At 64.0% G+C, this 23,273-nt stretch carries 19 protein-coding genes and 2 tRNA genes; 10 read left to right on the top strand and 11 right to left on the bottom strand.

Going from position 1 to position 23,273, the window contains the following annotated elements:
- Window positions 1-219 precede the first annotated feature (219 nt).
- Both B5E66_RS11015 and B5E66_RS11010 read right to left on the bottom strand, forming a co-directional pair.
- Window positions 220-1,878, bottom strand: coding sequence for a phosphoenolpyruvate--protein phosphotransferase (locus B5E66_RS11015; protein ID WP_087232914.1), 1,659 nt, complete (start codon window positions 1,876-1,878; stop codon window positions 220-222).
- Window positions 1,875-3,041, bottom strand: a complete 1,167-nt coding sequence (locus B5E66_RS11010; protein WP_087232911.1) for a patatin-like phospholipase family protein — start codon at window positions 3,039-3,041, stop codon at window positions 1,875-1,877. Before B5E66_RS11010 ends, B5E66_RS11015 begins: the two co-directional genes overlap by 4 nt.
- 263 nt (window positions 3,042-3,304) lie before the next feature.
- Here B5E66_RS11010 and B5E66_RS13435 point away from each other — a divergent pair, with 263 nt between their 5' ends.
- On the top strand, window positions 3,305-3,460 hold the full coding sequence (locus tag B5E66_RS13435) for a hypothetical protein (protein WP_242956006.1): 156 nt from the start codon (window positions 3,305-3,307) through the stop codon (window positions 3,458-3,460).
- Between the two features lie 81 nt (window positions 3,461-3,541).
- Here the strand turns inward: B5E66_RS13435 and B5E66_RS11005 are convergent, their stop codons facing one another.
- Window positions 3,542-4,666, bottom strand: coding sequence for an FKBP-type peptidyl-prolyl cis-trans isomerase (locus tag B5E66_RS11005; protein ID WP_242958163.1), 1,125 nt, complete (start codon window positions 4,664-4,666; stop codon window positions 3,542-3,544).
- 298 nt (window positions 4,667-4,964) lie between these two features.
- Between B5E66_RS11005 and B5E66_RS11000 the strand changes: the two genes are divergently transcribed.
- From B5E66_RS11000 to B5E66_RS10985, 4 genes are all read left to right on the top strand, one after another.
- Window positions 4,965-6,137: an NAD(P)-dependent malic enzyme gene (locus B5E66_RS11000; RefSeq protein WP_087232908.1), complete on the top strand. Its 1,173-nt coding sequence runs from the start codon at window positions 4,965-4,967 to the stop codon at window positions 6,135-6,137.
- A 12-nt stretch (window positions 6,138-6,149) separates the two neighbouring features.
- The gene (locus B5E66_RS10995) at window positions 6,150-6,989 is read left to right on the top strand and encodes a fumarate hydratase (RefSeq protein ID WP_087232905.1); all 840 of its coding nucleotides are present in this window, start codon (window positions 6,150-6,152) and stop codon (window positions 6,987-6,989) included.
- 26 nt (window positions 6,990-7,015) lie between these two features.
- A complete protein-coding gene (locus tag B5E66_RS10990) occupies window positions 7,016-7,570 on the top strand; it encodes a Fe-S-containing hydro-lyase (RefSeq protein WP_087232902.1) in 555 nt (184 codons plus the stop codon).
- A 124-nt stretch (window positions 7,571-7,694) separates the two neighbouring features.
- Window positions 7,695-8,102 carry a metal-dependent transcriptional regulator gene (locus B5E66_RS10985; protein WP_087232899.1) on the top strand — a complete coding sequence of 136 codons (408 nt, stop codon included), beginning with the start codon at window positions 7,695-7,697 and terminating at the stop codon, window positions 8,100-8,102.
- 107 nt (window positions 8,103-8,209) lie between these two features.
- Here the strand turns inward: B5E66_RS10985 and pckA are convergent, their stop codons facing one another.
- Window positions 8,210-9,799: a phosphoenolpyruvate carboxykinase (ATP) gene (pckA, locus tag B5E66_RS10980; protein ID WP_087232896.1), complete on the bottom strand. Its 1,590-nt coding sequence runs from the start codon at window positions 9,797-9,799 to the stop codon at window positions 8,210-8,212.
- Window positions 9,800-10,295: 496 nt separating this feature from the next.
- Between pckA and clpB the strand changes: the two genes are divergently transcribed.
- Together clpB and B5E66_RS10970 are read left to right on the top strand one after the other, a co-directional pair.
- Window positions 10,296-12,908 (top strand): ATP-dependent chaperone ClpB, encoded by a 2,613-nt coding sequence (clpB, locus tag B5E66_RS10975; protein WP_087232893.1) that lies wholly within the window; start codon window positions 10,296-10,298, stop codon window positions 12,906-12,908.
- A 152-nt stretch (window positions 12,909-13,060) separates the two neighbouring features.
- Window positions 13,061-14,362 (top strand): hemolysin family protein, encoded by a 1,302-nt coding sequence (locus tag B5E66_RS10970; RefSeq protein WP_087232890.1) that lies wholly within the window; start codon window positions 13,061-13,063, stop codon window positions 14,360-14,362.
- Between the two features lie 55 nt (window positions 14,363-14,417).
- Here the strand turns inward: B5E66_RS10970 and B5E66_RS10965 are convergent, their stop codons facing one another.
- Window positions 14,418-15,239 (bottom strand): MerR family transcriptional regulator, encoded by an 822-nt coding sequence (locus tag B5E66_RS10965; RefSeq protein WP_158098358.1) that lies wholly within the window; start codon window positions 15,237-15,239, stop codon window positions 14,418-14,420.
- An 87-nt stretch (window positions 15,240-15,326) separates the two neighbouring features.
- On the opposite strand from B5E66_RS10965, the gene B5E66_RS10960 reads away from it, so the two are divergent.
- Window positions 15,327-15,989 (top strand): YitT family protein, encoded by a 663-nt coding sequence (locus tag B5E66_RS10960; protein WP_087232923.1) that lies wholly within the window; start codon window positions 15,327-15,329, stop codon window positions 15,987-15,989.
- Between the two features lie 44 nt (window positions 15,990-16,033).
- Here B5E66_RS10960 and B5E66_RS10955 read toward each other — a convergent pair whose 3' ends face one another.
- The 4 genes from B5E66_RS10955 to B5E66_RS10940 form a co-directional block, all read right to left on the bottom strand.
- The gene (locus B5E66_RS10955) at window positions 16,034-16,918 is read right to left on the bottom strand and encodes a LysR family transcriptional regulator (RefSeq protein ID WP_087232884.1); all 885 of its coding nucleotides are present in this window, start codon (window positions 16,916-16,918) and stop codon (window positions 16,034-16,036) included.
- 113 nt (window positions 16,919-17,031) lie between these two features.
- Entirely contained in the window at window positions 17,032-17,271 is a 240-nt protein-coding gene (locus B5E66_RS10950) for a phage holin (protein ID WP_087232881.1), read from the bottom strand.
- 195 nt (window positions 17,272-17,466) lie between these two features.
- Complete coding sequence (locus B5E66_RS10945) at window positions 17,467-17,697, bottom strand: hypothetical protein (RefSeq protein ID WP_087232878.1); 231 nt, start codon at window positions 17,695-17,697, stop codon at window positions 17,467-17,469.
- Window positions 17,698-17,701: 4 nt separating this feature from the next.
- A complete protein-coding gene (locus B5E66_RS10940; RefSeq protein ID WP_087232875.1) occupies window positions 17,702-18,100 on the bottom strand; it encodes a YcbK family protein in 399 nt (132 codons plus the stop codon).
- 265 nt (window positions 18,101-18,365) lie between these two features.
- On the opposite strand from B5E66_RS10940, the gene B5E66_RS10935 reads away from it, so the two are divergent.
- Window positions 18,366-19,733, top strand: a complete 1,368-nt coding sequence (locus tag B5E66_RS10935; RefSeq protein WP_087232873.1) for an MATE family efflux transporter — start codon at window positions 18,366-18,368, stop codon at window positions 19,731-19,733.
- 116 nt (window positions 19,734-19,849) lie between these two features.
- Here B5E66_RS10935 and B5E66_RS10930 read toward each other — a convergent pair.
- Together B5E66_RS10930 and B5E66_RS10925 are read right to left on the bottom strand one after the other, a co-directional pair.
- A tRNA-Ser gene (locus B5E66_RS10930) sits at window positions 19,850-19,940 on the bottom strand.
- A gap of 33 nt (window positions 19,941-19,973) precedes the next feature.
- Window positions 19,974-20,061, bottom strand: a tRNA-Ser gene (locus B5E66_RS10925).
- 305 nt (window positions 20,062-20,366) lie between these two features.
- On the opposite strand from B5E66_RS10925, the gene B5E66_RS10920 reads away from it, so the two are divergent.
- Complete coding sequence (locus tag B5E66_RS10920; RefSeq protein WP_087232871.1) at window positions 20,367-23,156, top strand: glycoside hydrolase family 2 TIM barrel-domain containing protein; 2,790 nt, start codon at window positions 20,367-20,369, stop codon at window positions 23,154-23,156.
- Window positions 23,157-23,273 lie beyond the last annotated feature (117 nt).

The raw sequence follows: 23,273 nt of genomic DNA, 5'->3' as shown, positions 1-23,273 counted from the left end.
ACCCATCCGATGTGGCGGCAAAGAGGAATAGAACCAATATTCCTTCTGTTGTTGATCGCACCAAAACAAAAGAACTTTTGCGTCACGAAAGATAGGGTCCCTCTGCGGGGGCCGGCCATTTGGCCGGCCCCCGCATTGTTTTGCGTGTCGCTTTCAGCGTGCAGAAAAGGCCGCCCCGAAGGGCGGCCTCGGCGTGTTATGGTTTGGCGGGAAGGACGGTCAGCCCTCCTGCTGGGGCGGGCCGGCCCGGTGGGGGATGGCCTCGGCGTCCAGCAGGGCTTTTTTGACGCTGAGCAGATTCTGCGGGCCCATCGAAAAGCTGCGCAGGCCCATGTGCAGGTACTGCACCGCGTTGTCCGGGTCGCCCACCGCCAGACCGCAGATGCCCACCGGGATGCCGTGGGCCTTGGCGGCGTCCACCGACATACGGATCAGCTTGTACATGGCCTTGCTGGTGGGCTGGAAGTACCGCTCGGCGCTGGTGATCTCCCGCCCGGCCGCGTGGGTGTACTGGGTCAGGTCGTTGGTGCCGATCACAAAGAACTGGCACCCGTGCCGGGCAAAGTCCTCGGCGATCAGACAGGCCGCCGGTATGCTGAGCATGATCCCAAAGGGGACTTTGCTGTTGTAGGGCACCCCGCGTTCTTCCAGGTTCTGGCGGCAGTGCGCCACCAGTTTCATGGCGTCGTCCCAGTCCTCTACATTGGTCACCATGGGGAACACGATCCGCAAAGGACCCCGGGCGGCGGCCCGCATCAGGGCCCGGATCTGTGCCTCGAACCGGCGCGGGCTACGCAGGCTGCTGCGGATGCCCCGCATCCCCAGATGGGCCGACTGATCCCCCCGGTAAATGTTGGACAGGGTGCGGTCCGACCCGAAATCGAAGGTGCGCACCGTCACCGGCTTGCCCCCTGCGGCGGCAATGCAGGAAGTGTAGTAAAAGTATTGCTCCTGCTCGTCAAAGGTGTCCCCCGCCAGGATCTGGTAATCGCTGCGCAGCAGCCCCACCCCGGCAGCCCCCGACTGGATGGCGCTGTCGATGTCCTCGGGGCCGAAGCAGTTGGCCAGCAGCTCGAAGGATACCCCGTCCCGGGTCATGCAGGGCATATCCTGCAGGGGCATCTCCATGTCTCCCTCGCTGGCCCGCTGGTCCGTGCAGATGCGGGTCACCGCCTGCTGGCGGGTGGCGGCGTCCGGGTCCAGGATGCACACCCCCTGGTCGGCGTCCAGCACCACGATCCGGCCGTCGCAGTCGTCCAGAAAATCCCGCCCCACCTGCACCAGGCTGGGGATCTTGCGGGCCCGGGCAATGATGGCCGCGTGGCTGAGGGTGCTGCCCTCGGATGTGATGATACCCAGGATCATCCCCGCCGGGATGCTGAACAGGTCGCTGGGCATCAGCCGGTCGGCAGCCAGGATCACCGGATGGTCCAGCGTCAGCCGCATCCGGGGCCGGTCGCACAGAATATTGATCACCCGCTGGGTGGCGTCCAGGATATCCACATTGCGCAGCTGCAAATAGGTGTTGTCGGTCATGGCCCGCAGCTGGTCGGCATAGCGCTGGCCCACCCGGTTGATGGCCTCGGCGGCGCCGGTGCCCGCCTGTATGTAAGAGCGCACCTCACTGAGGAAGCTGTCATCCTCCAGCAGCATGCTCTGGAACAGGAAGATGGCCTGTTCGCTGTCCGCCGAACGGCTGGCCATGGATTCCAGTTCGCTCTGGGCGGTGCGGATGGCGTCCTCCAGCAGCAGGAGCTCCTTCTCGGGGTTCTGGGGATTGCGGTTGAAGGAGGAGCGGTCCCGGCTGCTTATGGCCAGCAGGCTGACCTGTCCCAGCACCAGTCCCGGCGATACGGATACACCCTGATAACGCTTCATGTGATCACCTCCGGCAGATACGGCCCGGTCAGCGCCCGGCGGACCAGGGCCTGCAAATACAGATGGGGCAGCAGCGCGGCCCGGGCGGCCAATGCGCCGCTGCCGCTGCCGTCGAACAAGGGGTCAAAGGCGGCTAGCCGCTGGTGGTCGCACTGGGCCAGGAAAGCCTGCCCCAGTTCCTCCACGGTGTACATCCGGGCGGGGTCCACGCCGGCCTCCTCTGCGGCTGCTTCCAGGGGGGCCAGAGGCGTGTCCTCCAGCCCGGCCAGAGCCAGGGCCGCCGCCGAGGACAGATGGGCGGCCGGCCAGCGCCCCCGCACGGCTTCCTGCAGGGGGTCCAGCCTGGCCCGGAACAAAGCCGCAGCCTCGGCGCTGCCCGGCAGGGCGATGGCATAGGCGTCCCCCCGCAGCCGCCCGAAGGCCCGCAGGGTGTCGTAATAGCCCAGCTCGATGTTCCGCCGCGCCACCGCCGGATCGAACCGCAGGATGTCCCCCAGTTCCCAGTGGCTGCGGATCAGGGTGGTGGGCAGGCCGGTGCGGTTGGGCCGGGTGATGCCCAGCCCCTCCAGGTCCACGCAGACCAGCTCGGTGGCCCCCATCCGGGCGGCCAGGCCGGCGGGCATATTGTCCGCGTAGCCTCCGTCCATGTATTTGACCCCGTCGATGTCCCGGGCCTGGATGGCGGGGAAGCAGGCCGCCGAGGCCAGCAGGTAATCCGCAGCCCTGCCCTGGGGGATCTCCTCCAGGGTCAGCTGGTGGGGACGCAGGCCCCGCTGTTCCACCGTCACCAGTCCGAACCGGATGGGGGAGGCCCGCAGCGCTTTTTCGTCCAGCACCCGCCGCACGATGTCCTCCAGAGGGGAGACGTCCACGCCGCCCTCGGCCACGAACTGGCGTACCGCCTCGCCCAGGCCCTCCAGACCCGAGCCGGGGGCGGGCAGCTCCATCACATCCTTGCTGCGGATGCTCAGCCACATATCCCGGGCCGTCTCATACTGCCCCAGGACGTACATGGCGCCGTTCAGACAGCCGACGCTGGTGCCGGTGACCACACCGGCCTTCCAGCCCAGCTCGTCCAGGGCGCGCCAGACCCCTACCTGATAGCTCCCGCGGGCGCCGCCACCGGCCAGCACCAACCCCCGGCAAAGTTTTTCTGTGCCCATCCGGCATCCCTCCTTTGGGCCGTCCGATCCGAACGATCATATTCAGTATACCACAAAACCTGGACGATTTCTGCCTCCCGGGCAACGCGCAAAATATACAAATTTACGAGAGAGTTTTTGCCACAAAGCCCCATCTGATATTCTAGTTGCTGCCAGTTTGGCCGGATGGGCGGATTTTTGACAAGACCTGGCGGGATAGGAATAGCTTTCGGGGCAAAGGGATGGTACAATCAAGGCAGAACGATCCAAAGGAGGGAGCTTTGATGCCCGATCTCAAACTGGTGGCCGCCGATGTGGACGGCACCTTCGTCCGCTCGGATTACACCTACGACAAGCCCCGCTTTGCCCGCCGGGTCTGTCCCTCCAACGACCAGGATGGGGTGCTGGTCACCCTGGAACAGCTTTTCCCCGACGAATGACCAGAGGATAAAACGACGAACGCCCCCGCCGTCTTTGGGACAGCGGGGGCGTTTGGGTGATACAGGGTGATTTGGGGCGGCTCAGCTGATCTGGGCGCCTTCCCGCAGGGTGGACAGGACCTTGTCCTGCAAGGCCAGCAGGTGGACGTAGCCTTCACCCATGGTCTCGGTGTAGCTGGCGTAAGCCTCCAGCTCGGCATCGGTGGGGGCCAGGTCCAGGCTCTCGGCCACCGCCTGGAAGATCAGCAGCTGGTTGCAGCTGTTCAGGATGTCGGACTCGGTGTCGGCCAGCAGGGCGTCGGCGTTGTCGTAGCCCATGAAGCCGGACAAGAACTCGTCCAGGCTCTCGTAGCCGAACATGGACGCATAGCTGTTGTAGTAGCTCAGCTGGCTGCATACCTGGTAGTTCAGCAGCACCTGGGGCACGCTGGAGATCTCGGCATGTTCGGTCAGATAGTCCACGATGGCGTTGGTCAGGTTGGAATCGTAGAGGCTGTCGTGGAAATACTGGTCCACATCCGCCACCGTGTGCAGGTCGTTGGAAGCGCCGAAATTCTCCTCCACCCAGGCGTCGGTGGCCTCGGGCAGCACGCTGACCGCCAGGCTGTTGAGGGTGACCGAGAACACGGCTTCCTTGCCCGACAGGGTGATGGGATTGCCCGCCTCGTCGGTGGAATCGCCGTAATCGTCGGGGAAGGTGACGGTGACGTCAAAGCTGTCCCCGATGTTGTGGCCGATGATCTGATCCTCAAAGCCGTCGATGAAAGAGCCGCTGCCCAAGGTCAGGTCATAGCCCTGGGCGGTGCCGCCGGTAAAGACGACCCCGTCCACCGTGCCGCTGTAATCGATGTTGGCGATGTCGCCCGTCTCAGCCGGGCGGCCGGTGACCGGCTGGTTGACGCGGTTGGATTCCAGCAGGTTGTCCCACAGGGTCTGGATGTCCTCCTCGGAGGGCTCGACATCCGACTTCTTGAGAGGGATGGCGGCGTAGTCCTCGGGCAGGGTGACATAGTCCAGGGCGGAGACGCCCTCCCAGTGCCCGTTGGCGTCCAGCCCCTGGCTGTAGGTAAAGTTCTGGTAGTCGTAGTTGGCGGCGGGGCCCAGCAGGGTGCTGGAGGACGCCGAAGAAGCGGCGCCGCAGCCCACAACAGAGACGGCCAGCGCCAGCGCTGCGGCCACGGCCGCGGCAGAGCGTAGATGCTTCAAAGTGAAAACCTCCTGATCGGTGGATGGGCGCAGGCATGGGCCGCGCCCTTTGCAAACAAAGCGATGCCCTGAGCGCGCCCGAAACGCCGCCGCGCTTTGCGGCCGGCCTTGGGGCACATCCCCGGGCAGGGGCGTACCCCAGTATACCGGAGAATTGTAAAAAAAGAAAGTTCTTTTACAAAATTCCCATAAATCCAGCCGCTCCAGGGCACTTTTGGGCCAAATGTGCCGTTCTGCGGGTGGAAACTGCCGCCCCCTTTGTGCTACAATAAGAAAAACGGCTTTGAGGAGGACAAGTATGGATTACAACAAGGCAGCTCTGGAAATGCACGAGGCCCATCAGGGCAAGGTCGGGATGCACAGCAAGGTGGAGGTGCGCACCCGGGACGAACTGGCCACCGCCTACACCCCCGGCGTGGCCGAGCCCTGCCGCCGCATTGCCGCCTGCCCCGAGGATGTCTACCGCTACACCTTCAAGGGCAACATGGTGGCGGTGGTGTCCAACGGCACCGCCGTGCTGGGCCTGGGGGACATCGGGCCCCAGGCGGCCCTGCCGGTGATGGAGGGCAAGGCGGTGCTGTTCAAGCAGTTCGGCGGGGTGGACGCTTTCCCCATCTGCATCGACGCCCACGACGCCGCCGGCGTCATCGCAGCCTGCAAGGCCCTGGCCCCCACCTTTGGCGGCATCAACCTGGAGGATATCAAGAGCCCCGAGTGCTTTGAGATCGAGCAGACCCTGGAGCGGGAGCTGGACATCCCGGTGTTCCACGATGACCAGCACGGCACCGCCGTTGTGGTCACCGCAGCCCTCATCAATGCGCTGCGGGTGGTGGGCAAAAAGATGGAGGAGGTCCATATCGTGCTGAACGGGCCCGGCGCCGCAGGCACCGCCATCATCAAGATGCTGATGACCGCCGGGGCGCGGGACATCATCGCGGTGGACCAGTTCGGCACCCTGTACAAGGGCTGCAACAGCGCCGAGGCCCACAAGAACTGGCTGGGCGAAGTGACCAATCCCCGCCAGGTCAAGGGCGGCCTGGCCGACGCCATCCGCGGGGCGGATGTGTTCATCGGGGTGTCCAAGCCCGGCTGCCTGACCGCAGAGATGTGCCGCACCATGGCCCCCGACGCCATCGTCTTTGCCATGGCCAACCCCACCCCCGAGATCATGCCCGACGAGGCCAAAGCCGCCGGCGTGCGGGTGATGGCCACCGGCCGCAGCGATTTCCCCAACCAGGTCAACAATGTGCTGTGCTTCCCCGGCCTGTTCAAGGGCGCTTTGTCGGTGCGCGCCCGGGACATCAACGACCGGATGAAGCTGGCCGCCGCCTATGCCATCGCCGACCTCATCACCGATGACCAGCGCAGCGACGAATGCATCATCCCCGGCGCCTTCGATCCCCGCGTAGCCGAGGCCGTGGCCCAGGCTGTGGCCCAGGCCGCCCGGGATACCGGCGTCGCCCGGCTGTAAGGAGGACCTGCCATGCGTACCATCCCCGCCCAAAAGCTGACCGACGCGGTGGCGGCCCTGTGCATCCAGGCCAACACCCGGCTGCCTGCGGACGTTCAGGCTGCCCTGGACGCCGCCCGCACTTCGGAACCGTGGCCCCTGGCCAGGACCACCCTGGACCTGCTGTGGTCCAATCTGGACGCCGCCCGCGAGGCCGATCTGCCCATCTGCCAGGATACCGGCATGGCCTGCGTCTTTGTGGAGCTGGGCACCGATGTCCATATCGAGGGCGACTTTGAGGCCGCCATCCACGAGGGGGTGCGCCGGGGCTACACCGACGGCTACCTGCGCAAGAGCATTGTGGCCGACCCCCTGCGCCGGGGCAACACCGGCGACAACACACCCGCCGCCATCACCGTCCACCTGGTGCCGGGGGAGGGCTGCACCATCACGGTGGCCCCCAAGGGCTTTGGCAGCGAGAATATGAGCCGCATCGCCATGCTCAAGCCCGCCGACGGGGTGGAAGGGTTCAAGCGGTTCGTGGTGGACACCGTGCGCCAGGCCGGTTCCAATCCCTGCCCTCCGGTCATCCTGGGCGTCGGGGTGGGCGGCAGCTTTGACAAGGTGGCCTATCTGGCCAAGAAAGCCCTGCTGCGCCCGCTGGACGTGCCCAACCCCGACCCCTACTATGCGGATCTGGAGCGCGCTTTGCTGGAGGAGATCAACGCCCTGGGCATCGGCCCCCAGGGGTTTGGCGGGCGGACCACCTGCCTGGGCCTTGCCATTGAGCAGATGCCCACCCATGTGGCGGGCCTGCCGGTGGCGGTCAACGTGTCCTGCCATGTCACCCGGCGGGCCTGCGCCGCCCTGTGAGATGGCAGGGCAGAAAAGGAGATGCTATGGAATACAAACTGACAGCCCCCTGCACCGCCGCCGACCTGGCCCCCCTGCGGGCCGGGGATACCGTGCTGCTGTCGGGGGTGGTGTATACCGCCCGGGACCAGGCCCATAAGCGGATGATGGAGGCCCTGGATGCCGGCGAACCCCTGCCTTTCCCTCTGGAGGGCAGCGCCATCTATTATGTGGGGCCTACCCCGGAGCGCCCCGGCCAGGTGATCGGCTCGGCCGGGCCCACCACCTCGGGCCGTATGGACAGTATGTCCCCCCGCCTGCTGGACCTGGGCAACCGGATCATGATCGGCAAGGGCAAGCGGGACGCCGCCGTCAAGGAGGCGGTGGTGCGCAACGGAGCCGTCTATCTGGCGGCTCTGGGCGGGGCCGGGGCTTTGATGGCCCGCAGCGTCCTCTCTCTGGAAGTCATCGCCTGGCCCGATCTGGGGTGTGAGGCGGTGCGCCGGCTCACCGTCCGGGATATGCCCCTGACGGTCATCCTGGACAGCACGGGGGGCGATCTGTACCAGTCGGGCCCCGCCGCTTACCTGGCCAGTCTGTAAAAGTCCTTTTTTCGACACAAACAGCCCGGTCCGCTCTTGCGTGCCGCAGCCGGTTGTGGTACTCTTATAGGTACAGACCAACATCACCTGCCCGCCGGGCAGTAAACAGGAGGCAGAACCAATCATGACCATCCACCAGTCCGCTGAAGATTATCTGGAAACCATCCTGATGCTCACCGAGCGCCAGGGCAAAGTGCGCTCCATCGACGTTGTCAACGAGCTGGGCTTCACCAAAGCCAGCGTCAGCATCGCCATGAAGAAGCTGCGGGAAAACGGCTACATCGCGGTGGACGGCGAGGGCAATCTCAGCCTGCTGCCCCCTGGCCAGGAGATCGCGGAGCGGATCTACGGCCGCCACCGCCTGCTGACCCACTTTTTCATCCAGCTGGGCGTGGACGAGAAGACCGCCGCTGCCGATGCCTGCAAGGCTGAGCACATCCTCAGCGAGGTCACACTGGAGAAGATCCGCGAGCGCGCGCTGCTGACCGACGCCGAGAACTCCTGCAAAGACGCGGACAAGACCGACAACTGAGCCTGCCGCAGAAAAAAGCCGCCGCCCCATCATCACGGGGCGGCGGCCTTTTTGTCGTGCCGCGGGAGCGGCGCGTTTGCGTTCAGAAGATCATGCCGGGGGCAGACTTACTTTGCCTTGGGGCCGGCGTTGGCGATCTCGGCGGCCATGTGGGGATACTTCTTGGCGAAGTTGTCCTCGAACATCTTGGCCAGCTTGTTGGCCTGCTGGTCATAGGCGGCCTTGTCAGCCCACATGCCGCGGGCATCCAGCATCTCGTCGGGCACGCCGGGGCAGCTGGTGGGATAGTCCACGTTGAAGACGTCGTGGTGCTTGAACTCCACGCTGTCAAAGCTGCCGTTCAGAGCGGCGGTGACCATGGCGCGGGTGTAGCTCAGCTTCATGCGCTTGGCGCCGTCGGCTGCGCTGCCGCCGGCCCAGCCGGTGTTGACCAGGTAGACCTTGGTGCCGTACTGGTCCAGCTTCTCACCCAGCATCTTGGCGTACACCTGGGGATCCATGGGCATGAAGGGCTCGCCGAACAGGGTGGAGAAGGTGGGCTGGGGCTCGGTGATGCCGCGCTCGGTGCCGGCCAGCTTGGAAGTGAAGCCGGTGACGAAGTGGTACATGGCGGCTTCCTTGCTCAGACGGCTGATGGGAGGCAGGACGCCGAATGCGTCGGCGGTCAGGAAGATGACCACCTTGGGGATGCCGCCCTCGCCGGGGATCTGGGCGTTGGAGATATAGTCCACGGGGTAGCCCACGCGGGTGTTCTCGGTCAGGCTGTCGTCGTCAAAGTCCAGCTCACGGGTCTCGGGGTCCATGACCACGTTCTCCACCAGGGAGCCGAACTTGATGGCGCGGAAGATGTCGGGCTCGTTCTCTTCCTTCAGGTTGATGCACTTGGCATAGCAGCCGCCCTCGAAGTTGAAGATGCCGTCGGGGCTCCAGCCGTGCTCGTCGTCGCCGATCAGCTTGCGGCCGGGGTCGGCGGACAGGGTGGTCTTGCCGGTGCCGGACAGGCCGAAGAAGACAGCGGTCTCATGGGTCTCGGGGTCCATGTTGGCCGAGCAGTGCATGGGCAGCACGTTCTCCTTGGTCATGACGTAGTTCATGGTGGAGAAGACGCTCTTCTTGATCTCGCCGCTGTACTGGCTGCCTGCAATGACGATCAGGTGTGCCTCGTAGTCGATCATGATGGCGGCCTCGCTGTTGACGCCGTCCACCTCGGGATCGCACTTGAAGCCGGGCGCCACCAGCATGGTGTAGTCAGGCTCGCCGTAGTTGGCCAGCTGCTCTGCGGTGGGGCGGATCAGCAGCTGATGGATGAACATATTCTGGCTGGCCAGCTCGTTGATGACCCGGAACTTCTTGGTGTACTTGGGGTCTGCGCCGGCGTAGCCGTCAAAAATGAAGACCTCGCGGCCCTGCAAATAAGCTGCCACCTTGCCCTTGATGGCGTCGAACTTCTCGCGGCTGATGGGGCGGTTCACCTTGCCCCAGGCGATGTCGTCGTGCACGCCTTCGGTGTCCACGATGAACTTGTCGTTGGGCGAACGGCCGGTGTACTTGCCGGTGGTGACCACCAGCGCGCCGGTCTTGCTCAGGGCGCCCTCACCGCGGCGCAGCGCAGCCTCGGTCAGCTGGGCCGGGGTCAGGTTGCGGTAGACAGCCTTGGGCCCGATGATGCCATATTTTTCAATGCCGTAGGTTTCCATAGCTAACATCCCTCCGTTGGTAAATTCTGAGCAAATGGGCCCCGCGCAAAGACGGTGCCCATTCGCTACTAGTGCAGTATGATTATACCACATATCCCTTGGATATGACAAGGGCGGCGGCTCCTTTTTGGATGCAGCGACAACAAAAGCCCCTCAAAAAGCCCAAAAATTGACACCCGCCCGTCCTTCCCGGCGCGTAAATTTTTTGTGAACAGCCCCCTTTCGCCCCTCTCCCCTCTTGACAGAAGACCGCCCTGCGAGTATACTTTTAGCAGTCGAAAGAATAGAGTGCTAAAAAGCCTGTGCAGAGCAGGCGGGAGGCATACCATGACAAGACAGATCAAGATATTGGATGTGCATTCAGGCCAGGCCGGGGTTTATGCCGGCGCGGCCCGGCCGTGCTAGCAGTCGGACGTTGCAAGTGACGAGCTGACGCGCCGGCCAGGGCCGGCCGCATCCCCGGGCCTTTGGGCGCCGGAGAATGGAGGGAAAGCATATGAACACCAATCAATATACCCAAAAGACCGTCGAGGCCATCCAGGCCGCCCAGCAGCTGGCAGTGGAGTACCAGCACAATGCTCTGGAGCCGGAACACCTGCTGCTGGCGCTGGCCAGCCAGGAAAACGGGCTGATCCCCCAGCTGCTGCAAAAAATGAATGTGGACGCGGGCAGCTTTGCCGCTGCCGTGTCCGAGAAGCTGGCCGGCCTGCCCCGGGTGTCCGGTTCGGGCCGGGACCCCGACAAGATCTATATCTCCCAGGCCGCCGACAAGGTGATGAACGCCGCCGCCCGGGAGGCCAAGGCCATGAAGGACGAGTTCATCAGCGTGGAGCACCTGATGCTGGGCCTGCTGAGCGAGACCAACGCCAACACGGCGGGGCTGTTCCGGGCCTTCGGCATCACCAAGGACGGCTTCCTCAAGGTCCTCAGCTCGGTGCGCGGCAACCAGCGCGTGACCACCGATAACCCTGAGGAGACCTACAACGCTCTGCAGAAGTACGGCCAGGACCTGGTGGATCTGGCCCGCAAGCAGAAGCTGGACCCGGTGATCGGCCGGGACCAGGAGATCCGCAACGTAGTGCGGATCCTCTCCCGCAAGACCAAGAACAACCCCTGCCTGATCGGTGAGCCCGGCGTGGGCAAGACCGCCATCGCGGAGGGGCTGGCCCAGCGGATCGTCCGGGGGGACGTACCCGAAAACCTGAAAGACCGCACCATTTTCAGCCTGGACATGGGGGCCCTGGTGGCCGGCGCCAAGTACCGGGGCGAATTTGAAGAGCGGCTCAAGAGCGTGCTGAACGAGGTCAAAAAGAGCGAGGGCAAGATCATCCTCTTTATCGATGAGCTGCACACCATCGTGGGCGCCGGCAAGACCGACGGCGCCATGGATGCGGGCAACCTGCTCAAGCCCATGCTGGCCCGGGGCGAGCTGCACTGCATCGGCGCCACCACCCTGGACGAATACCGCCAGTACATCGAGAAGGACCCCGCCCTGGAGCGGCGGTTCCAGCCGGTGCAGGTGGATGAGCCCACGGTGGAGGACACCATCTCGATCCTGCGCGGCCTGAAAGAGCGGTATGAGGTCTTCCACGGGGTCAAGATCAACGACAGCGCCCTGATCGCCGCCGCCACCCTGTCCAACCGGTATATCACCGACCGGTTCCTGCCCGACAAGGCCATCGACCTGGTGGATGAAGCCTGCGCCATGATCAAGACCGAGATGGAGAGCATGCCCAGCGAGATGGACGACATGGCCCACAAGATCACCCAGCTGCAGATCGAGCAGGTCAGCCTGAAAAAGGAGACGGACGCGCTGAGCCAGAGCCGCCTGAAGGACATCGAAAAAGAGCTGGCCGAGCTGCAGGATAAGTTCAAGCAGATGAAGGCCCAGTGGGAGAACGAGAAGAACGCCATCAGCAAGGTGCAGTCCCTGCGGGAGCAGATCGAGCAGACGGGCGCCGCCATCGAGAAGGCCCAGCGGGAATACGACCTGAACAAGGCCGCCGAGCTGAAATACGGCCGGCTGCCCGAGCTGCAGAAACAGCTGGCCGCCGAGGAGAAGCTGGCCGCCGAAAAGAAGGAGGCCAGCCTGCTGCGGGACCGTGTCACCGAGGAGGAGATCGCCCGGATCGTGGCCCGCTGGACCGGCATCCCGGTGGAAAAGCTGGTGGAGGGCGAGCGGGAGAAGCTGCTGCATCTGGCGGACGTGCTGCACAAGCGTGTGATCGGCCAGGATGAGGCAGTGACCAAGGTCAGCGAGGCCATCCTGCGCAGCCGCGCCGGCATCGCCAACCCCGACCGGCCCATTGGCAGCTTCCTGTTCCTGGGACCCACCGGCGTGGGCAAGACCGAGCTGGCCAAAGCCCTGGCTCAGGCCCTGTTCGACGACGAGAAGAATCTGATCCGCATCGACATGACCGAGTATATGGAGAAGTTCAGCGTCAGCCGCCTGATCGGCGCGCCTCCGGGATATGTGGGCTATGAGGAGGGCGGCCAGCTGACCGAGGCGGTCCGCCGCAAGCCTTACAGCGTGGTGCTGTTCGACGAGGTGGAAAAGGCCCACCCCGACGTGTTCAACATCCTGCTGCAGGTGCTGGACGACGGCCGCATCACCGACAGCCAGGGCCGCACGGTGGACTTCAAGAACACCATCATCATCCTCACCTCCAACCTGGGCAGCGACATCATCCTCAGCGACCTGGAGCAGCGCCGCGCGACCGGTTCCAACGAACTGAGCGACGAGGCCCGGCACCAGATCGACACGCTGCTGCGCGGCAAGTTCCGTCCCGAGTTCCTCAACCGTCTGGACGAGATCGTCTATTACAAGAGCCTCACCAAGGAGGAGGCCCGTCAGATCGTCAGCCTGCAGCTGGAGGATCTGCGCCGCCGGATGGAGGAGGGCAAACGTCTGCACCTGCAGGTGACCGACGGGGCCAAAGACGCCATCATCGACGCGGCCTACGACAGCATCTATGGCGCGCGGCCCATCAAGCGGTTCATCCAGAGCCGGATCGAGACCCTGATCGCCAAAGCCATCATCGGCGGCAGCTATGCCGAGGGCGATACCCTGACGGTGGACTGGGACGGCAGCGCTTTTACCCTGGGGTAAAATCTCAGTAAAGCATCCCCATCCCCTTGCATACCCGAACCAAGTATGCTATGATAAAAAAAGAATGTGCTTTCCGTCGCTGAAAGCCGGCGGCGGAAGGCACATTTTTTGTTCCGTAAACCAATACAGAAAGTGGAGTTGATCGAATCTTTATGGACGATGGCAGTATGATAGCCCTGGCGGCCCTGATCCTGCTGGTGGCGCTCAGCGGCTTTTTCTCGGCGGCAGAGACCGCCTTTGCCTCCCTCAACGAGATCCGCCTCAAAAGCCGGGCAGAGGAGGGGGACGCGGCAGCGGCCCGGGTGCTGGCTCTGTCCCAGCAGCGGGACAAGGTGTTCGCCACCATCCTGGTGGGGGATACCGTCGCCAACCTGGCGGCAGCCTCTCTGGGGGTGCTGCTCCTGATCCGTCCGCTGGGCGCGCTGCGGGGCACCCTGGTGTCGGCTTTGATCCTGGCGGTGCTGATCCTGCTTTTTGGTGAGATCGGTCCCCGCAGCCTGGCCCGGGAGATACCCGAAAAGGTGGCCACCGCCTGCGCACCCCTGCTGCAGGTGTTCATCACCCTGCTCACACCCTTTACCTGGCTGTTCGGGCTGTGGTCCAAGCTGGTGGGGCGGCTGTTCCATGTGCAGGCCGAGCCCGATTCCATCACCGAGGGCGAGCTGATCACCATGGTATCCGAGGCCGAGAGCGAGGGTGAGCTGACCGACCGGGAAGGGGAGCTGATCCGCAGTGCCATCGAATTTGACGATGTGGAAGTAGGGGAGATCCTCACCCCCCGGGTGGACGTGGTAGCCGTCAAGGATACCATCCCCCTGGAGGAGCTGGCCCAGGTCTTTGCCGAGTCGGGCTATTCCCGTCTGCCGGTCTACCACGGCACCATCGACAACATCACCGGCGTGGTGCACGAGAAGGACTTCTACTTAGCCCGGCTGCGCAACCAGGCATCGCTGCAGGCGCTGGTCACGCCGGCCCTGTTTACCACCGACAGCACCAAGATATCGGCCATGCTGCGCACCTTCCGGGAGGAGCACCACCACATGGCAGTGGTGGTGGATGAGTACGGCGGCACCGAGGGCATCATCACCCTGGAAGATATCCTGGAAGAGCTGGTAGGGGAGATCTGGGACGAACACGATGAAGCGGTGGAGGAGTTCCGGCCCCAGCCCGGGGGCGGCTGGCTGGTATCCGGCACGGCCAGCGTGGACGACCTGTACGAAAAGCTGGAGATCCCCCCGCAGCAGACCGATTCCAACACGGTCAACGGCCTGCTGCAGGACCTGACCGGCCACCTGCCCAAGGTGGGGGACGGTTTCCGCCTGGGCAATTACAGCGGCGTGGTCACTCACACCGCCCGCCGCCGGGTCACCGAAGTGCGCCTGACCCCCATACCGCCCCGGCCCGATCGGGAGGAACACAGCCGCCGCGCCTCCCGGGCCTTTGAGGCTTCCTGAGAGCAGAACCAAAACAGATGAGCGCCCCGCCAGGCAGGTCCCGGCGGGGCGCTTTTTATATCTGCGGCTCGACGTAGAAAGCGATCTTGGTGATGTATTCGCTCTCGTCGTGGGTGGTGATGTAGTCGTTGATGCAGAACTCATAGGAGTCGGACAGGATGCGCAGCCCTGCTTGCCGGCAGTGGTCCAGCAGCTTTTCGTAGGAGCGTCCCACCGACAGATAATCCCCTACATGGTAGATGCAGGCCCGGCGCCCCGGGGGCAGCCTGCGGACCCCGGCGGCCTGGCCGGTGGGGTCGATGGGCAAAAAGGCCAGGGATGCCTCGGTGTACCGGCCCGCCAGGATGCGCTCGAAAGGCACCACCACCCCGGACTGGAAGAACACCGGCAGCTGTTCCTGAAAGGCGTCCACAAAGCACTGCTTGCTGGCCAGGCTGACCTCCCGCAAACTGTAAGGGGCAGCCACCGGACGGCACAGCAGGTACTGCTCCCCGGCGTCCTCCAGCTGGACGCCGGCCTGGGCCCTGGCTTTGGCCTGCTCCATCTGCTGGCAGCGGTGCTGGACCCGGCTGCGCAGCAGACGCAGTTCGGCGATCTTCTGGTCGATCACGTCCAGCTGCCGGTGCAGCATGGCCAGGCTGCTGTCCAGGTGGTAGTGCTGCATATGCCGGCGGATCTCCTCCAGAGAGAAGCCGATCTTTTTCATCACCAGGATGGTGTCCAGGTAGTCGATCTGGCTGGCGCTGTAATAGCGGTAGCCGTTGCGCGGGTCCACATAGGCCGGACGGAACAGGCCGATCTTGTCGTAGAAGATCAGCGTCTGCTTGGAGATGTTTTGATACCGGGCCACCTCCCCGATCGAGAACAGATTTTCCATGGATACCCCCTTGACAATATAGTTACTATATCCTTTATACTGGTATTGTACAGAGGAACAAGCAAAAACGCAAGAAGGAGTTTTCGTATGCTTCGCAACACATCCAGGAATTGGGCCAAATGGGGCCCCAGGCTGCTGGAAGGCCTGACGATGCGCAGGGTGGGTCTGATCCTGCTGGGAGCCATGATCTGCACCTTCGGCATCCACAACATCCATCAGCAGACCGGCATCACCGAAGGCGGCGTCATCGGCATGATGCTGCTGGTGGAAAACTGGCTGGGCATCTCCCCGGCCATCGTCACCCCCGTACTGGACCTGACCTGTTACCTGCTGGCCTTCAAATACCTGGGGGGCGGGTTCATCCGCACTTCGGTGGTGTCCACCCTCAGCGTCTCTTTGTTTTATAAGATCTGGGAGCAGTTCCCCCCGATGCTGCCCGACCTGTCGGCTTACCCCCTGGCGGCCTCGGTGCTGGGAGCCCTCTTTGTGGGCCTTGGGGTGGGCATCATCGTGCGGCAGGGAGGTTCCAGCGGCGGCGACGACGCCCTGGCGCTCACCATCTCCCGCGTGACGGGCTGGCGGCTGTCCCGCAGTTATCTGTTCACCGACCTGGTGGTGCTGGTGCTCTCACTGAGCTATATCCCCTTCGCCAGGATCGCCTACTCCATCGTCACGGTCACCCTGTCCTCCTGGATCATCGACCGGGTGCAGGGCTTCCGCTTCCAGCGTTCGGCCTCCAAAGCCCAGTAATGGCGCAAAAAGCCGCCCGGCCTGCAAAGGCCGGGCGGCTTTTCTCAATGCAGTGGGGCGCTGTTCTTGCAGAAATCCACGATGTGGTGGAACATCTGTTCCACCGCCGGGGCCATGGCCGCCGGCCGGGGCAAAGCCAGGCCCACCACGCGCTCCTCGGCGGGCTGGATGGGCAGGATCTGGATGTGGGCGCTGCAATCCTTGATGGTCAGCTGGGGCAGGATGGACATTCCGATCCCGGCTTCCACCATGGCGATGTTGGACATATCGTCGATGACATGGCAGCAGCGCTGCACCCCGATCTTGTACTTCTTCAAAAAGCGGCGCATATCGGCGTCGGTGGCGTCTCCCTGCACCACGAAGTTTTTCTGGCTCATCAGGGCGGGGGTCATCACCCCTTCCGGAGGGGTGGGCCAGTCCGCCGGCAGGATGGCGTACAGGGGTTCCCGCAGCAGTTCGGTGAGGGCAAATTCCTCCTGGCAGCTGGAGGCCAGGAACCCGATGTCCACCTGGCCGCTGCGCAGCCATTCCTTCACGTCGTCGTAGGTGCCCTGGTAGATCTCCACCTCGATCTGGGGGAACTGCTCCTTGAAGCTCTGCAGGATGCCGGGCAGCAGGTGGGTGCACACCGAGCTGAAGGTGCCCAGCCGCACCTTGCCTTTTTCCAGGCCGTTCAGCCGGGCGATGCTCTGCTGCAGGGCCTCGTCGCTGTTCAGCACCGCCCGGATGGCAGGGTAGAGGGAAGCGCCGTAGCTGGTCATGGTGACGCCGCTTTTGCCCCGGGTGAACAGGGCGAAGCCCAGCTCCTCCTCCATCACGGCAATGGCGTGGCTGATGGCGGAGGGGGTCAGGTGGAGCTGCTGGGCCGCCTTGTTGAAGCTGCCCTGCCGCGCCACCGCGTCAAAGATCTCGTATGAAAACAAAGTCATCCCAGTACACTCCTCCGCTGTGAATCTTTTTCATCTTGCATATGAAGGTGATGAGCCTCTTTATAGGAAGTGTACTATCTCCCATGCCCTTTGTCAAGCGGTATCCCGGGTTTTCACTTGCTGCGGGCCGCTTTCAGGGCCGCATCGGCCCGGATGGCGGGGACGGTGAAGCTGTTGTTCTTCCACCAGGCCGCCAGGGAGGCCGCCACCGTCAGCCCGGTGGTGACCAGGGCTTCCAGCTGGTCGTCCTGGATGGGAAGCACCGGCTTGCCTGCCGCCGACAGGATCTGGTTGGTGAGTGCCAGCGCAAGGCAGGCGGTGCGTGCGATGGTTCCAATGGAAATGTGGTTCATGCTGTGCTCCTTTCAATTTGGTCGTTGGCTCAGGGTGTATCTGAGAAGTCAAACATGCTGAGAGATTCGCCAAAAAGCGCCAGATGCAAGGCGCATGAGCGCTGCACGCCTGACGATGGACTGCAAGCGAATGCAGCGCGGCAGATGGTGTTTTTTGGTAGAGTAGAACAGTATGGGGGAGTTTTCAGATAGACCCTAGGTGCGGGGCGGGCCGGGCTGGCGTTCCAGCGCGGACAGGCGGCGGTCGGCCGCCTTGAGTTTTTCTTCCAGCACCGGCACGCGCTGGGCGAAGTTGTTGTGGGCCCGCACCTCCCTGGTCAGCTCTTCCAGTTTGGTGTCGGTGACGGCCTGGCTGCGGCTGTTGGCGATCAGCACCCCCGCCAGGGTGACCCCGCCCGAGAGCAGGGCAGCCCAGATGGTCTCCATGGCCTCACCCCCGCCAGCGGCTCTTTTGGGGCCGCACATCGATGTGGGTGAAGGTGCCATAGATCCCGATGCCTCCGGCGTCGGGCAGCAGGGTCTCCGCATAGGCGGCCACGGCGGCGGGGGCCGCCCCCTCCACCTGGATGTCGGCCGCCAGGCCGTAGAGATGCTGGCTGCGGGGGCTGCTGCCCCGGGTGGCTGCGTTGTGGGCGGGGGTGCGGTAACCCGAGGTGATGGTCACCGGCGCGCCGAAATGGGTGCGGATGGCCTCCAGCACCCCGGCCAGGCGGGGCGACACGAACACCGGGTCGCTGCCGTCTTTGCAGGCGAACTCCCGCACCTTGAAGTGGGGCGCCGCCTGCCTGTCCCCTTCGGCCGCCAGGCTGTAAGATCGTACGTCTGTCATTGGGTTCCTCCTTTCTGTGGACGGTTTTTCTGTGTCCATTTTCCCACGCCGGAAGGCCGGTGGCCAGTGCGTCCTTTTGCGCGCAGAATGCTGTGGCTTTTGGCCATGCGGTTTTGGCTTTTGCCATGCGCTGGGTGGATCGCTTTCTGCAAAATCGATGGTTGCATTTCGCACGCCGGCGCAGTAAACTATAATCCGCTCCCGGCCGGAGCGGCTATGCGAAGTCAAAGATGCGTATCTTGCAGAAAGAAGGAACCATACAACTATGCGGCATTCGTCTGAGATCGATATGTGCAGCGGCCCCCTGGTGGGCAATCTGCTGCGTTTTTCCCTCCCGCTGATGGCGTCGGGCATCCTGCAGCTGCTGTTCAATGCGGCGGACATCATCGTGCTGGGCCAGTTTGCCAGCAGCAGCGCCATGGCTGCGGTGGGCGCCACCTCCTCGTTGAACAGCCTGATGGTCAACCTGTTTTTGGGCCTGTCCATCGGGTGCAGCGTGGTGATGGCCCACAGCTATGGCGCCCAGGACTGGCGCCGGGTGCAGGACACCGTCCACACCGCCATCCTGCTGGCCCTGTTCTGCGGGGCGGCCCTGATCCTGCTGGGGCTGCCCCTGCTGCCCGTCCTGTTGGGATGGATGGATACCCCGGCCGACCTGATGGACCAGTCGGTGCTCTATATGCGGATCGTCTTTCTGGGAATGCCCGCCATGATGGCCTATGACTTTGGGGCGGGCATCCTGCGCGCCATCGGGGACACCCGCCGGCCCCTGTTTTTCCTGACGGCAGCCGGGATCACCAATGCCTGCCTGAATGTCTTTTTCGTCCTGGTTTTCCATATGGATGTGGCGGGGGTGGCCCTGGCTACTTCCATCTCCCAGTATCTGTCGGCCGGCCTGATCCTGCGGTGCCTGGCCCGGCCCGGCACCCGCTACCAGCTGCACCCCCGCCAGCTGCGGCTCCACAAGGCCACCCTGCTGCAAATCCTGCGGGTGGGGCTGCCTGCCGGCATCCAGAGCGTGGTGTTCTCGGTCTCCAACGTGCTGATCCAGTCCTCCATCAACAGCTTTGGCACCCTGGCCGTGGCAGGCAGCACCGCCGCCGCCAACATCGAGAACTTTGTCTATACCGCCATGGAGTCGGTGTACCAGGCCGCCCTCAACTTTACCAGCCAGAACATCGGCGCAGGCAAAAAGGAGCGCGTGCCCCTGATCCTGCGGGACTGCCTGCTGCTGGTGGCGGTGATCGGAGCCATTCTGGGGGGCCTGGCGGTGCTGTTCGGGCGGCAGCTGCTGTCCATCTACACCTCGGATCCCCAGGTGCTGCCCTATGGCATCGATCGCATCCATGTGGTCTGCCTGACCTATCTGCTGTGCGGCCTGATGGACGTGGCCTGCGGGGTGGTGCGGGGGATGGGCGCCGCCGTCACCCCCACGGTGGTCTCCCTGACAGGGGCCTGCGGGCTGCGCATCGTCTGGATCTTCACGGTGTTCGGGTCGATGCACAGCCTGTTCGTGCTGTACCTGTCCTATCCCGTCACCTGGATCGTCACCTTTACCATGCATATGGTGTGCTTTGTCTGGTTCTACCGCCGGCTGCGCCGGTCCGGCGCGGCCACCCTGCACACGGCGTGAACGGTGCACGAGCCAAACAAAAAGACAGACCGTCAAAAAAGTCCCGACCGGACGACATGCGCGGATGGACGGGCATAAAAAAATACCAGGGACCAACCTGTGGTTCCTGGTATTTTTGGCGGAGTAGGAGGGATTTGAACCCTCGCGCCGGTTTCCCGACCTACGCCCTTAGCAGGGGCGCCTCTTCGGCCTCTTGAGTACTACTCCAGAGCAAAGTCAGTAAAACTGATTCAAATAAAATGGCGGAGAGAGTGGGATTCGAACCCACGGTGCATTGCTGCACGGCAGTTTTCAAGACTGCTTCCTTAAACCACTCGGACATCTCTCCTCGTGGGCATCCCGCATCAAGCTGCGCCCGCCGAATGCCTATTCATGATACCAGTTTTGCACAGCCTTGTCAAGCCCCAATTTCAAAAAGTTGCAGAGAAGCCCGCGCCTGCGCCCCGGCGGGCTTCGGCGCACGCCAAACCGGGGTGCAAAAAACGCTCTGCGCCGCTCCCGGGGGAGCCGGAGGTGCAACATTCCTCTATCCGGGCGGCTGATTTTCGCGTTGACAGCCATCTGAACGAAAGGTAAAATCTAGGGTAGAATCCTTTTGTACATTCCGCCTGCTTTTTTAAAGGAGGACCTATCATGAATGCTCCTGTTCCCGAACTGAACTGGCTGGAAGACCCGCAGGTCTTTGCGGTCAACCGGCTGGACGCCCACTCGGACCATGTATGGTATGCCGATGGGTCGGACCTGCGCCAAAGCCTGGACGGCCCCTGGCGCTTTGCATACAGCCCCTGTCCGGCCCAAAGGCCCGCCGCCTTCTGGCAGGAAGGGGCGGACCTGACCGGTTTTGCGGAGATCGCGGTGCCCGGGCACATCGAACTGCAGGGCTACGGCCAGATCCAGTATATCAACACCATGTATCCCTGGGACGGCTGCCACAACCTGCGCCCGCCCCGGATCGCCTGGGACGACACCCCGGTGGGCAGCTATGTCAAGACCTTCCGGCTGGATGAGGCCCTGCAGGGCAAGCGGGTCTGCGTCTCCTTCCAGGGGGTGGAGCGGGCTTTCTACTGCTGGTGCAACGGACAGTTTGTGGGGTACAGCGAGGACAGCTTCACCCCCGCCGACTTTGACCTGACGGCTTATCTGCGCCCGGGGGAGAACCGCCTGTGCGTGGAAGTGTATAAAAACTGCAGCGGCAGCTGGCTGGAGGACCAGGACTTTTTCCGGTTCTTCGGCATTTTCCGGCCGGTGTACCTCTATGCCAAGCCTTCGGTGCACATCGAGGACCTGTGGCTGCGGGCGGGCCTGGAGACCGACAACACCACCGGTACCCTGGCGCCCCGCCTGCGTCTGAGCGCTGCGGAGGGCGCGTCTGTGGAGGGCTGCGGGCTGCACTGCACCGTGACGGCCCCCGGCGGCCGGGTGATCTGGGACGCCCCCATGCCCCTGGACAAGGGCGGGGACGGCTGCTGGTACGGCGCGCCGGTGCGGCTGCCCGACATCCGCAAGTGGGATCATGAAGACCCGGCCCTTTACGAAGTGACCCTGACTTTGCGGGACGCCGGCGGCGCCGTGCAGGAGACGGTGCTCTACAAGACCGGTTTCCGCCGCTTTGGGATGGACCAGGGCGTCATGAAGCTGAACGGGGAGCGGATCGTTTTCAACGGGGTGAACCGCCACGAGTGGAATCCCGAGACCGGGCGCGCCATCGGCCCCGAGGATATGTACCGGGCCATGGAGACCTTCCGCCGCAACAACATCAATGCGGTGCGCACCTGCCACTATCCCGACCAGACCCTCTGGTATCATCTGTGCGATGAAAACGGCATCTACATGATCGACGAGGCCAACCTGGAGAGCCACGGTTCCTGGCAGAAGATGGGCCGGGTGGACCCCGCCTGGAACGTGCCGGGCAGCCTGCCCGAATGGCGGGACTGCGTGGTGGACCGGGCCCGCTCGATGTTTGAGCGGGACAAAAACCACACCGCCATCCTGATCTGGAGCTGCGGCAACGAGTCCTATGCCGGGGAGGATATCCTGGCCATGAGCGACTTTTTCCACCGGAACGACCCCGGCCGCCTGGTGCACTACGAAGGGGTGTTCCACTGCCGGGCCTTCGACCAAATCAGCGACATGGAGAGCCGGATGTACGCAAAGCCCGATGAGATCCGGGCCTATCTGGACGCCAAGCCCGCAAAGCCCTTCATCCTGTGCGAGTATATGCACGACATGGGCAACAGCCTGGGCGGGATGGAGAGCTACATCCGCCTGGCCCGGGAATACCCCCAGTACCAGGGCGGCTTTGTGTGGGACTACATGGACCAGGCCCTCTGGCAGCCGGGCGTGCAGGGCCGCCGTCTGGGCTATGGCGGCGACTTTGGAGAGCGCCCCACCGACTATGCGTTCAGCGCCAACGGCATCGTCTTTGCAGACGGGACGGAGAAGCCCGCCATGCAGGATCTGCGCTACTGGTACGACACCCCCGCCCGTCGGGCTGCCTGGGACGCGGAGAATGCCCGTCAGGCTGCGGCCTGTACGCTGCCTCCCCTGCGGGCCGGCGGCCCCCTGACCGTGGTGGAAGGGGACGTCAACCTGGGGGTCCAGGGCGAGGGCTTTGCCCTGCAATTCTCCTACACCGAGGGGGGCCTGGCTTCCCTGCGGAAAGGGGATACCGAGTGGATCTGGCGTGCGCCCCGCCCGGCCCTGTGGCGCGCCCCCACCGAGAACGACCGGGGCTGCGGCTTCCCGGTGGCCAGCGCCGCCTGGATGGCGGCCGACGCCTACCCCAAGCTGGAGGGCTGGACCACCGCCAGGGAGCCGGACGGCAGCGTGCGGATCACGTATACCTTCCGCTTCCCCACGGTGCCGGGGGCCTCGGCGGATCTCTGCTATACCGTCACAGGCAGCGCCCTGCGGGTGGATGCCCGCTACCATGGGACCGAAAACGCGCCCGAACTGCCGTTGTTCGGAGTGCGCTTTGCCACGGTGCAGCCCGCCGCCCGGGTGAGCTGGACCGGCCTGTCCGGGGAGACCTACCCCGACCGGTATAAGGGGGCGAAATTCGGCACATGGAGCGAGACGCCCCACATCCCCGCCTACCTGGTGCCCCAGGACTGCGGCGTGCATATGGGCACCCACACGCTGACGGTGCACCAGCAGGGCCCGGCCTGCCGCACCACCGCGGCCCTCACCCTGCGGATGGCCGACGGCAGACCCTTTGCCTTCTCGGCGCTGCCCTATACCCCCCACCAGCTGGAGAGCGCCGCCCATGCGGACGAGCTGCCCGCCCCCGCCCACACCATCCTGACCGTGATGGGTCCTGTGCGGGGCGTCGGCGGCATCGACAGCTGGGGCACCGATGTGGAACCCGCCTGCCGTGTCAGCGGCCGGCAGGATCACGCCGTCAGCTTCCTCATCGAGCTGTGAGTGCAAAGGGCCGCACCTGCCCGGCATAACAAATACAGCGCCGCCCCTGGCCCAAAAAGCCGGGGGCGGCGCTTTTGTTTTTATATGTTCCGGGAGCCTTCGCCCTCCTCCCGGGCG

The organism is Faecalibacterium sp. An121 (assembly GCF_002160915.1).
In the GTDB taxonomy this organism is placed as follows: Bacteria; Bacillota; Clostridia; order Oscillospirales; family Ruminococcaceae; genus Faecalibacterium; species Faecalibacterium avium.
Note: the sequence above shows the minus strand (reverse complement) of the source record. Positions and strands in the feature narration are given on the sequence as shown.

What these genes read in the sequence shown, in the direction of transcription:
- B5E66_RS11015 (WP_087232914.1), bottom strand. Translation starts at nt 1,878, where the DNA reads ATGAAGCGTTATCAGGGTGTATCCGTATCGCCGGGACTGGTGCTGGGA.
- B5E66_RS11010 (WP_087232911.1), bottom strand. Translation starts at nt 3,041, where the DNA reads ATGGGCACAGAAAAACTTTGCCGGGGGTTGGTGCTGGCCGGTGGCGGC.
- B5E66_RS13435 (WP_242956006.1), top strand. Translation starts at nt 3,305, where the DNA reads ATGCCCGATCTCAAACTGGTGGCCGCCGATGTGGACGGCACCTTCGTC.
- B5E66_RS11000 (WP_087232908.1), top strand. Translation starts at nt 4,965, where the DNA reads ATGGATTACAACAAGGCAGCTCTGGAAATGCACGAGGCCCATCAGGGC.
- B5E66_RS10995 (WP_087232905.1), top strand. Translation starts at nt 6,150, where the DNA reads ATGCGTACCATCCCCGCCCAAAAGCTGACCGACGCGGTGGCGGCCCTG.
- B5E66_RS10990 (WP_087232902.1), top strand. Translation starts at nt 7,016, where the DNA reads ATGGAATACAAACTGACAGCCCCCTGCACCGCCGCCGACCTGGCCCCC.
- B5E66_RS10985 (WP_087232899.1), top strand. Translation starts at nt 7,695, where the DNA reads ATGACCATCCACCAGTCCGCTGAAGATTATCTGGAAACCATCCTGATG.
- pckA (WP_087232896.1), bottom strand. Translation starts at nt 9,799, where the DNA reads ATGGAAACCTACGGCATTGAAAAATATGGCATCATCGGGCCCAAGGCT.
- clpB (WP_087232893.1), top strand. Translation starts at nt 10,296, where the DNA reads ATGAACACCAATCAATATACCCAAAAGACCGTCGAGGCCATCCAGGCC.
- B5E66_RS10970 (WP_087232890.1), top strand. Translation starts at nt 13,061, where the DNA reads ATGGACGATGGCAGTATGATAGCCCTGGCGGCCCTGATCCTGCTGGTG.
- B5E66_RS10965 (WP_158098358.1), bottom strand. Translation starts at nt 15,239, where the DNA reads ATGGAAAATCTGTTCTCGATCGGGGAGGTGGCCCGGTATCAAAACATC.
- B5E66_RS10960 (WP_087232923.1), top strand. Translation starts at nt 15,327, where the DNA reads ATGCTTCGCAACACATCCAGGAATTGGGCCAAATGGGGCCCCAGGCTG.
- B5E66_RS10955 (WP_087232884.1), bottom strand. Translation starts at nt 16,918, where the DNA reads ATGACTTTGTTTTCATACGAGATCTTTGACGCGGTGGCGCGGCAGGGC.
- B5E66_RS10950 (WP_087232881.1), bottom strand. Translation starts at nt 17,271, where the DNA reads ATGAACCACATTTCCATTGGAACCATCGCACGCACCGCCTGCCTTGCG.
- B5E66_RS10945 (WP_087232878.1), bottom strand. Translation starts at nt 17,697, where the DNA reads ATGGAGACCATCTGGGCTGCCCTGCTCTCGGGCGGGGTCACCCTGGCG.
- B5E66_RS10940 (WP_087232875.1), bottom strand. Translation starts at nt 18,100, where the DNA reads ATGACAGACGTACGATCTTACAGCCTGGCGGCCGAAGGGGACAGGCAG.
- B5E66_RS10935 (WP_087232873.1), top strand. Translation starts at nt 18,366, where the DNA reads ATGCGGCATTCGTCTGAGATCGATATGTGCAGCGGCCCCCTGGTGGGC.
- B5E66_RS10920 (WP_087232871.1), top strand. Translation starts at nt 20,367, where the DNA reads ATGAATGCTCCTGTTCCCGAACTGAACTGGCTGGAAGACCCGCAGGTC.